Annotated in this window: 9 protein-coding genes; 4 read left to right on the top strand and 5 right to left on the bottom strand. The window is 69.0% G+C overall.

Features of this window, described 5'->3' with window-relative positions; translation table 11 throughout:
* The first annotated feature begins 94 nt into the window (after positions 1–94).
* A complete protein-coding gene (locus ABD793_RS09220; protein ID WP_344857594.1) occupies positions 95–832 on the top strand; it encodes a FadR/GntR family transcriptional regulator in 738 nt (245 codons plus the stop codon).
* 10 nt (positions 833–842) lie between these two features.
* Here the strand turns inward: ABD793_RS09220 and ABD793_RS09215 are convergent, their stop codons facing one another.
* The 3 genes from ABD793_RS09215 to ABD793_RS09210 all read right to left on the bottom strand — a co-directional run bounded on the left by ABD793_RS09215 (position 843) and on the right by ABD793_RS09210 (position 6330).
* Positions 843–1874, bottom strand: a complete 1032-nt coding sequence (locus ABD793_RS09215; RefSeq protein ID WP_344857592.1) for a trans-sulfuration enzyme family protein — start codon at positions 1872–1874, stop codon at positions 843–845.
* Positions 1875–1995: 121 nt separating this feature from the next.
* On the bottom strand, positions 1996–2358 hold the full coding sequence (locus tag ABD793_RS42660) for a LysR substrate-binding domain-containing protein (RefSeq protein WP_425548676.1): 363 nt from the start codon (positions 2356–2358) through the stop codon (positions 1996–1998).
* Positions 2359–3111: 753 nt separating this feature from the next.
* Positions 3112–6330: a penicillin acylase family protein gene (locus ABD793_RS09210; protein WP_344857590.1), complete on the bottom strand. Its 3219-nt coding sequence runs from the start codon at positions 6328–6330 to the stop codon at positions 3112–3114.
* Positions 6331–6477: 147 nt separating this feature from the next.
* Between ABD793_RS09210 and ABD793_RS09205 the strand changes: the two genes are divergently transcribed.
* The 3 genes from ABD793_RS09205 to ABD793_RS09195 all read left to right on the top strand — a co-directional run bounded on the left by ABD793_RS09205 (position 6478) and on the right by ABD793_RS09195 (position 8619).
* A complete protein-coding gene (locus ABD793_RS09205; RefSeq protein WP_344857588.1) occupies positions 6478–6852 on the top strand; it encodes an FKBP-type peptidyl-prolyl cis-trans isomerase in 375 nt (124 codons plus the stop codon).
* 129 nt (positions 6853–6981) lie between these two features.
* A complete protein-coding gene (locus ABD793_RS09200) occupies positions 6982–7743 on the top strand; it encodes a S1 family peptidase (protein ID WP_344857586.1) in 762 nt (253 codons plus the stop codon).
* A gap of 129 nt (positions 7744–7872) precedes the next feature.
* Positions 7873–8619 carry a S1 family peptidase gene (locus ABD793_RS09195; RefSeq protein WP_344857584.1) on the top strand — a complete coding sequence of 249 codons (747 nt, stop codon included), beginning with the start codon at positions 7873–7875 and terminating at the stop codon, positions 8617–8619.
* 629 nt (positions 8620–9248) lie between these two features.
* Here ABD793_RS09195 and ABD793_RS09190 read toward each other — a convergent pair.
* Positions 9249–9410, bottom strand: coding sequence for a hypothetical protein (locus ABD793_RS09190; protein ID WP_344857582.1), 162 nt, complete (start codon positions 9408–9410; stop codon positions 9249–9251).
* Positions 9411–9498: 88 nt separating this feature from the next.
* Positions 9499–9666 (bottom strand): hypothetical protein, encoded by a 168-nt coding sequence (locus ABD793_RS09185; RefSeq protein WP_344857580.1) that lies wholly within the window; start codon positions 9664–9666, stop codon positions 9499–9501.
* Positions 9667–9680 lie beyond the last annotated feature (14 nt).

Below are 9680 nucleotides of genomic sequence, written 5' to 3'. Positions count from 1 at the left end.
GTCGCGATGGTCTGCCCACACAGCCTCCAACCCGGTACACTGGTCTGACCAGTAGCACCAGCAGGTTCGCACCAGACGACGCCGAGGTCAAGGTATGCAGTTCGAACCGGTGGCCCCGGTCCGCGCATACGAGCGGATCGTGGAGCAAATCGAGGAGGCCGTGGTCAGCGGCAGGCTCAAACCCGGTGCGCGGCTGCCCGGCGAGCGCGAGCTGATGACCCAGTTCGAGGTCGGCCGTTCAACCGTGCGGGAGGCGTTGCGGGTGCTGCAGGCCGCCGAGCTGATCCGGTCCCGGCCGGGAGATCCGCGGGGGCCGGAGGTGCTGGCCGCTTCGCCGGTGGCATTGCAGCGTTCGATGCACCGGCTCGCCAGGGCCGAACACGTCGGGCTCGGCGAACTGCTGCAGTTCCGGATGGTGCTGGACGGTTCGGCGCACCTGCTGGCCGCACACCTGCGTACCGGCCCTGATCTGTCCGCTTTGGACGAAGCACTCGCCACGATGTCCGCGGCGAAGGGATACGCCGAATTCAGCCGGGCCGACGTGGCATTCCACGAGACGGTCGCCCGCGCGGCACGGAACCAGCTGCTCGTGATGAGTGGCGAAGTGGTCCGTGGCGTGGTGCTGGAGCTGATCGAGGACAAGCTCGCGCACGCCCGTGACCAGGCCACCCTGATGCGCACCTGGCTGGGGCACCACGAACAGGTACGCGACGCGATCCGAGCAGGCGACGGCGAATCGGCGGCACAACTCGCGCGGCAGGCGCTGTACGACAACTACGCGGAGTACGTACCGGAGGAAGAGCGGGCGCAGCTGCTGCCGTTGCTGACCTGAACCCCCCGTCTCACCCGAGCGCGCTCAGCAGATCCCGCCACAGGTCCTCGGGATCCTCCAGTCCGACCGAAAACCGGATCAGCCCGGATGGCACGCGTTCCTCGCCCGGCAGCCAGGCTCGCCGCTCCACCAGGCTTTCCACCCCGCCGAGGCTCGTCGCCGGGCGGATCAGCCGGACCGCCGCGCACACCTTGCCCGCCGCCTCGGCATCCGGCAGCTCGAACGCCACCATCATCCCGAAACCCGGGTAACGCACCTTCGTCACCTTCGGGTGGTCCGCCAACCGGGACGCCAATAATTCCGCGGTCCGCGATTGCTCCGCCAACCGCACGGACAGCGTCCGCAATCCGCGCAACGCGAGCCACGCTTCGAGGGCGCCGGGGGTGGAACCGATCCGAGTGCGCGCCGCGCGCAGTTCTCCGGCCACCGCTTCGTCCCGTGCGACTGTGACGCCCAGCAGGAGGTCGCTGTGCCCGCCGATGAGTTTCGTCGCGCTGTGCACCACGATGTCCGCACCCAACGACAACGGCTGCTGATGCAGCGGTGTGGCGAAGGTGTTGTCCACGACGACCCGGCCGCGCGTACCCCGTGCAATGGTCTCGATCTCCATCACGTCGAGCGTCGGGTTGGTCGGCGACTCCAGCCACAGCAGGTCGGCGTCGCAGTCGAGCCACGCCTGGGTGTCCGTGGGCGCCAGCTCGGTGACCGTCAGCCGGCCGAGCTCCTGGGCGTGCCGCAGCACTCCGCGCGTGACGGCGTAGCTGAACGTCGGCACCGCCACTGTCGAACCGACCGGCAGCGAGTCCAGCACTGCGGACAACGTCGCGACTCCAGACCCGAACGCGGTGGCGAATCCGCCTTCGAGCGATCCGACGACCTCCTCCAGCGCGGCCCAGGTCTCGGTACCGTCCGAGCGCGCGTACACCGCGTCCCCACCGGCCTCGAAGGTGCTCGTGGCCACGATCGGGGTGTTCAACGGTTCTCCCGGGCCGTGCGGGCGCCCCGCCGCGATCGCCCGGGTCCGCGGAGTCCAGTCATCCATCCGGCCACGGTAGCTCCGCCGATTCCCGACCGCAGCGACGAAAATCACCGACCGGCGAGCAGCTCGGCGAAGTATCCGGCATCGCGGTCGCCGTCGCGGTGGTAAATGTGGATGGTCCGCGTCAACCGCGGCTCAAGCGGCAAGAACGCCACTGTGGACGGCACCGGATCCGGCAGTGCCACGGCGGGGCCACGCCCGCGGCGATCCCGGCAGCCGCCATGGCAACCGCGGTGCCGACATCGCGCACGACGTGACCCGGACGCCGGTCGACGCCGTGCGCGGCAGCCCCCTCGGCCAGCGCGGGCCCGCACGTACCGCCGGGATACGCGACGCCGGCGCGGACCAGCTCGGCCAGCCCGATCCGGCCCTGTCTGCCGAGCGGGTGCGCCTTCGGCGCAACGGCAAGGAACTCGTCCTCGACCGTCCGGGAGCCGCTGCCGGCCGGGTCGTCACGGCGAGATCGATGGTGTCCTCGGCCAGCTATGCGGTCAGCTCGTCGTCGTCGCCTTCGAGGGTGAGCACGGCACTTCGCGGCCGATCCCGGCGCAGCCGCGCGAGCACCGCCGGCACGAACCGCACCAACGCGCTGGACACCGCACCCACCGCAGCCCAGGCGCACGGACGTCCGCAGCAAACCGCTCGATCGCCTGCAGCTCCGCCAGCACCGCAGCCGCGCGTTCGACGACCGTCCGCCCCAGCGCCCGACCCGCGCGAGTGAAGGAACCTTGCTCACGCAGGGCAAGCAACACACGGATGGTCCGAGCATTCGCTCTGGTCGGACTGTGGCTGTGCTGGGGCTCGTCGTTTCCCGCGATGCTGGTGATGGCGCGGACGCTGCCGCCGCTGTCCGGGTCCGGGCTCGCGTTCCTGGCTGCCGGTCTGGTGCCGGTCCTGTGCCGTCCGGCGGCGCTGCGTAGGCTGACCGGTCGCCAGGTTGCCGTCGCCGCGGGCACCGGAAGCTGCCTGCTCGGCGCGCGGCCGACCGTCGGCAGCACTGTCCGGTTGCTGCTCGGTTTTACCGGCGTGGCAACGGTTCTGAGCGTCGTTGCACCAGGCTCGAGCTGGACGTTCGTGGTGGCCGGCGCCGGAATCGCCTGGGCCATCGGCACGGTGGCGATGTCCCGCACCACGCACCTGCCAGGCCCGGTAGCCACCACCGCGATCCAGCTGCTGAGCGGCGGTGCGGTGCTGGTCGGGGCCGGGCTCATCGTCGGCACCGTCGGGATGGGAGCGAGAGTCAGTGTGCGTACACCTCGAACTCGTACAGTGAGTACCCGTACTTCGTTCCCCGTTCGGTGCCGAGCAGGCGGACGAAGCGGGCGTCCGATGGGGCGAAGGAGACGTTGTCCGTACCGCCGTTTCCGTCGGTAACCGTGGTCGCGTCTTGCCAGTTCGTGCCGTCGGTGGACAGCTGGATCCGGTACCCCTTGGCGTAGGCCTTCTCCCACGACAGGACCGCACGCCCGACCTGCTGCACCGAGCCGAGGTCCACGGTGATCGACTGGTTGTCGTTCCAGTCGCTGGCCCAGCGGGTGCCGGGGTTGCCGTCCACCGCGTTCGAGGCCGGGGAGCTGTAGAGCCCGGTCTCCGCGCTCGTCGCGTTCACCGGTTTGCCCGCGGCGAGGTTCGCGACGTTGTCCCCGCGGTGCGCCGGGTACTCCACCACCTGCTGGAAGGTCGGCCGGTTCTGCGTGCTGATCTTGTCGTGCGTGATGCCGCCGAGCGGACGCTGGATCACCGTGTCGGCACACCACTGGTCACCGGCCGAGCAGTCGTCGTCACCCGGGTACACGGTGTCCGCGGGCTGGTCTGCGGCCTTGGTCAGCGAGTCGACGAGCGCGGTCCGGCAGGCGTCCAGCGCACCGTCGCCGCAGAACTTCGCACCCAGCGGCCCGGCCACCGGCTGCCCGAGCACGCTCCGCAGATCCTTGCTCACGTAACCCCACCAGCCGTGCTGGTACGAGGAACCCTGGTGCGGCTGCCCGACGTGCTTGTCCGGCGTTTCGTTCTGGAAACCGGACGGGCTTTCGTTGATCTGCAACACGTTCGTCATCGCGGTGAACGCGTCGTCGCCCATGCCCGGCTTGAACTCCGCGGTGACCAGCTGCGGCCACCAGGCATCCATGATCCGGATCGCGTCCGCGTCGCGGTAGGTCTTGCCACCCGGTTCGGATTCCACGCGCTGGTGGCCGTGGTCCATCCAGGTCTTCAGCTTCGCTTCGGCGTCCGCAGCCGCTCCGGTCAGCGGGGCCTTGTCCAGGATCTGCAGCAGCAGCGGCAGGATCTTCTCCGCGCGCAGATCGGCGAGTGCCGCATCCTCCATGGCCTTGGCGAGGTTCACCCTGGTCACCTTGGTCCCGCCGGAGATCAGCGCCTTCACCCGCGAATCGAGCAGATCGGCGCGGTGCACGGCGGATTTGTCCGCGCCGCCGGAGGCGTAACCGTCCGCCTGTGCGTTGTTCCAGCTGACGTAGTAGTCCTGGTTGACCGACTGCGGATGCTGCGCCATCGGCGTGTACGCGGCCTTGTTCCCCGCCGGATCCCAGCCCTGCCAGTCGAAACCGCGGTCACCCCAGGTCGGCATCATCGGGTCGACGGCCGGATTGCGCACCGGGTTCGCGCCGGAGTTGAAGTACGCGACGTCCTTGGCGTCGGCGTAGAACCAGTTGAAGGTGAAGTTGACGTCGTGCGCGGCCTTCTGGAAGTCCGCCGCGGAGTGGATGAAGTCCGGGTCGTTGAACTCCTGGAACCCGATCAGCGAGTCCACCTCGTGGAAGTACGACGAGCGCAATGTGGAGTAGGCCACCGGCTTGCCGCCGACCATCGCCCGCGCGGTGACCGGACCGTACTTCGTGCGATAGCTGCGCAGCGTGTACGAACCTTCCGCGGTGCCGTCGGCCACCGTCGGGGACCAGGCGTTCTTGCGTTCCACAGTGTCCATCGGAATGCATTTGCCCTGGTACAGGTAATAGTTCGAGTCCTTTGTGGCCGGTTGACCACTGGGGTCGCACAGCGGCAGTGCGTAGCTGTCGATGATGTCCTGCGCGGACGTCGTCGCACTCCACGAGTAGTCCTGGCCACGGCCGAGCAGCACGTACATGCCCAGCCCGGCGAACGACGCACCGCGCGCGCTGATGCCGGGGCCCTGCAGTTCCTGCAGCATCAGCAGCTGCGGCGCGAAGTACCCGGTCTGCGGACCGAACACGGCGACCGGATGCCCGCTGGCGGTCTTGGCGCCGGACACCACGAGCGCGTTGGACATACCGTGTTTGTCCTTGAGCATGTTCCCGGGCAGCACGCCGTTGTCGTACATACCGCGCGCGGGTTCCTGGTCCTTCGGCGCCGGGACGTCGACCTTTGCCGGGGTCGAGTCGCTCGCGGAACCGGTCGGGTCGTAGACCATCTGCTGGTTGGTCACCGAGCCCGGATCCGGCATCGCCGCTCCCTGCGGGTTGGCCGGAGTGTTGCCGTAGGGGAACTTCTGGCCGTCGTGCAAGGTCTTCACGGCTTCCGGATCGCTCTCGGCACGCAGGCTCTGCCAGACCTGCTCGCCCTGCTCGACGCCGTACTTCTCCTGCAGCGCCAGCTTCGCGACGGCGTTCTGCACCTCACCGCCGCCACCGGCGCCGAACTGCGCACCGACCACCGAGGCGAGCACCACGAGGTCGGTCAACTTGAACGGTTCGATGGTGCCCGAGTTGGTGACCGCGTCCACGTGCCCGGTCAGCACGTACTCGCCGGGGAAGTACCGGCCGTTGTGCGAATCGGTGATGTACTTGTTGATCCCGTCGAGGTAGGCCTGTGCGTCGGCGAGGCCCTGCTTGCCGCGTGGCCCGCTGGCCGCGGCCGAGTCGATCTGCTGCTGCAGCTCGTCCTCGGTGTAGGGAGCGGCGGCGAAGAAGGACTGCTCCAGCTCCCGGTTCGCGGGTGCGCCGCCGGCGTAGGAGGTCAGTTCACCGCGCCCGACCCGGCGCATGATGTCCATCAGCCACAACCGGTCCTGTCCGGCGGCGTACCCGGCGCCGAACTCCGTGCCGGAACGCGTGCTGCCCTGGATGTGCGGGACCCCGGTGGCCTTGTCGCGGGTGATCGTCACGTCGTCGCGCGGTTTGTCGGTGCTGGCCACCTGGTCGGCGGGGACGCCGAAGGACGAGTCGTTGAAGAACTTGCCGATCGTGTCCGTGGTCAGCGTCGGGTACCCGCCCGCGAGGTCGGCGTACTTGCCGAGCTGGTCGTCGGCGTGGCCGGGCTGGGCGCCGAGCGTCTTGTTGGCCAGGATCTCCGCGAGCGTCGCGCTGCCGTTCTCACCCGGCGGCAGGATGTCGTTGCACTGCCCGGCGCAGTAGTCGTTGCCGGGCAGCGCCGCGGCGGCAGGCGAAGTGGTGACCACCTGCGTCAGACCCGCCGCCAGCGCGACCAGCGCCGAAACGGCCAGGAAACGGATGCGTCGTCGCATGCCCGGTGCTCCCGTCAACGATGTTTCCCCAGGTGACCCAGCGCACGCTACTTGCGAGTAAAGCAATTGTGAAGACTTTTCGCGTTCATCCCACCGTTGGGAGTAGTCCGTTCGGCGCAGCACCACATGCCTCGGTACGGTCAGCGCATGACCTTGGAAAAGCCCGAAATCGACCCCCCGGACGGCCCACCGCCGGCCGACCTCGAGATCACCGACCTCACCGTCGGTGACGGTGCCGAAGCCCGCCAGGGCAGTGCCGTCTCCGTGCACTACGTCGGGGTCTCGCATTCGACCGGCGCGGAGTTCGACGCGTCCTACAACCGCGGTGAGCCGCTGCAGTTCTCGCTCGGCGCCGGCCAGGTCATCCCCGGCTGGGACCAGGGCGTGACCGGGATGAAAATCGGCGGCAGGCGCAAACTCGTGATCCCGCCGCACCTCGCCTACGGCGAACGCGGCGCCGGCGGCGTGATCAAGCCCAACGAAACGTTGGTTTTCGTCGTCGATCTGGTCGGCGTGCGCTGACCCATACCCACGGTGTACGGGCAGCCGGGGTGACCGTTCGGGCACCCTGGCTGTCCCACACTTTCGGAGTAGTAAGTCACCCGATAGCCTCGAGAAGCGATCACAGTCCGCTTTCTCGGAGGATCCTCCATGCGTCTTCGCACCGCACTGTCCGCCGCTCTGCTCGCCGCCGGAGCCGCACTGGTCTCCGCGATGCCGGCAGCCGCCGTCGCCAACGGCTCGGACGTGCCGGACGGACAGTTCAAGTTCGCTGCCAAGCTGACCTCGACCGACATCCCCAAGCCGGACGGCAGCAAGTACGACAGCGGCTGCTCCGGTGCGCTGATCGCACCGCAGTGGATCATCACCGCGGGGCACTGCTTCCACGACGTGGACCGCAACCCGATCTCCGGCCCGGTGCCGTACCCGACCTCGGTGCTGCTCGGCACGACCGTGCAGAAGGACGGGGCAGGCGAGACCCGCAAGGTCACCGACGTACTGCAGGCGGGCACCAACGACGTCGCACTCGCGAAGCTCGACAGCCCGGTCACCGACATCACCCCGCTGTCGGTCGACACCGCGGCGCCGAAGGTCGGACAGGAGATCACCCTCGCCGGCTGGGGCAGCCTCACCGCGACCGACCCGGCACCGTCCACGAAGCTGCAGCAGGGCGGCATGAAGGTGTCCGAGATCGCCGACACCACGGTGGGCGTGCAGGGCGTTTCGCCGCAGAACTCGACGAGCGCCTGCACCTACGACTCGGGCGCGCCCTACTTCACCCCGGACGCGAACGGTGACGGCGGCAAGCTCGTTTCGGTCGAATCGACCGGACCGGACTGCCCGCACACCGACGCCGAGACCACCTCACGGGTCGACGTGATCGCGGACTGGATCGCCACCCACACCGCGTGAGGCCTGCGGGTCAAGTACCCGAACGGCCAAACTCCTTCGCCCGACAAGGGAATTCCGCGCGGCACGCAGGCTGGTTAGCGTGGATGGCCGAGCATCGGCGCCGCCGGTGACCCGGACGAAGGGAGGAGAATGCGCGTTCGCGCCGCCGTCTCCGCAGCAGTCCTCCTGCCCATCCTGACCGCAGGCCCGGCACTCGCCGTCGCCGACGGTTCCGACGTCTCACCCGGACAGTTCGGCTTCACCGCCAAGCTGTCCATGACCGGGATCCCGAGCCCGAACGGAAGCTCCTACCCGAGCTACTGTTCGGGCTCGCTCGTCGCTCCACAATGGATCCTCACCACCGGCCACTGCTTCCACGACGCCAACCGCAACCGGGTGGCCGGACCGGTGCCGTACCCGACCACGGTCACGCTCGGGCTGGTCGACGAGACGAAGGAAAAGGCCACCACCCGCAAGGCGACGCAGGTGCTACAGGCGGAACCGAACGACGTCGCACTGGTCCAGCTCGACAGCCCGGTCACCGACGTCACCCCGCTCACGGTGAACCGGCTGGTCCCCGGAGTCGGCCAGCGCCTCACGCTGGCGGGCTGGGGCAGCCTCACCGCGAAGGACTCGGCACCGTCCACGAAACTCCAGCAGGGCACGGTGCAGGTGAGCACCGTCGGCGCCACGACCATCGGCGTCCGCGGCGTCTCACCGGCAACCACGACCAGCGCCTGCACCTACGATTCGGGCGCTCCGTACTTCGTACCGTCCGGTTCCGGCGGCCAGCTGATCTCGGTGGAGACCAACGGCCCGGACTGCCCGCACACGAGCGTGGAGACGACCTCGCGCGTGGACGTGCTCGCGGAGTGGATCGCCTCGAACGCCAAGTGAGTACCGTGCACGGGTACCGCCGACCCTGCGCTTGATCCGGCCGATCAGGTACTCGATCGGCCACTCCGGCGATTCCGCGGGCAGCGCACCCGCGACCGTCAGCTCGGCCGCCGAGCTGGCACAGATCTGGGAGCAACTCGGCCGGCTGCTGCGGTTCCGCGGCGAGCCGACCGGATCCGGCCAGCTCGGTGAGCACGCCTCGGGCGGCTTCGTCGCTCAACGGATCCAGCCGCGCGTCGCCTGCGGAATGCCGGGTGCGCAGCTCGGTGAGCCGGTCCGCCTCGACCACCAGCACCATCGAGCCGGGGCCGGCCGGCAGCAACGCACGGACCTGCGCGGCACTCATCGCGTCGTCGATCAGCAGCGCGAGCTTCTTGTCGGCAGTCCAGGCCCGCCACATCGCGGACCGGGCAGCTGCTCCACGCTGTACCCCGGCGAACCCGAGCAGTTCGGCGAGCACGTCGGTGACCGGCCGCCGGCCGAGCCGGACCGAGTACACCCCGCCGGGGAACCGATCCCGGTTGCCGAACCCCCAGCACTCGCACAACGTGCTACGCCCGCTGCCGGGTGCGCCGAGCACGATTGCGAGCCCGACGCCGCCCGCGGCCGCGTCGTGGATCCGGCTCAGCTCAGCCAGCTGGTCCTCGTTGTTGCGGTAGTGCCGCGGGCTCCAGCACTTGCAACGGCGGCACCACCGGCCTGGCCTGCTGGTGGAAGTGCACCCCGCCGTAGACATCGCGGCCCTGGAAGACGGTGTGCGCCGCACCGTCGAAGAAATTGCCGTCACTCATGCTCGCCCACCCCTGGACGTCGCGCGTCCGCCCAGGGTACCGGACCCATCACGATCCGTGTCGGGTCCGTCCGGCTATTTCCCGTGGGTTATTTGTCTTTTTTCTTCGGCAGCTGGTCGGCGGCTTTCTTCCCGGCCGGGCCCAGTTTGTTCAGTACCCCCCGTACCCCGTTGACCACGGCATCGCCTACCGGGTTCGGATGGTTGTCGTCCGGATCGCCGACCGAGCTGGCCGCGCCGCTGGATCCCGAGTCCATGATTTCCTCCTGCT

It is taken from the genome of Amycolatopsis ultiminotia (assembly GCF_039536925.1).
Classification (GTDB): domain Bacteria; phylum Actinomycetota; class Actinomycetes; order Mycobacteriales; family Pseudonocardiaceae; genus Amycolatopsis; species Amycolatopsis ultiminotia.
The sequence above is the reverse complement of the archived record's forward strand: the minus strand, read 5'-3'. Positions and strand labels throughout refer to the sequence as shown.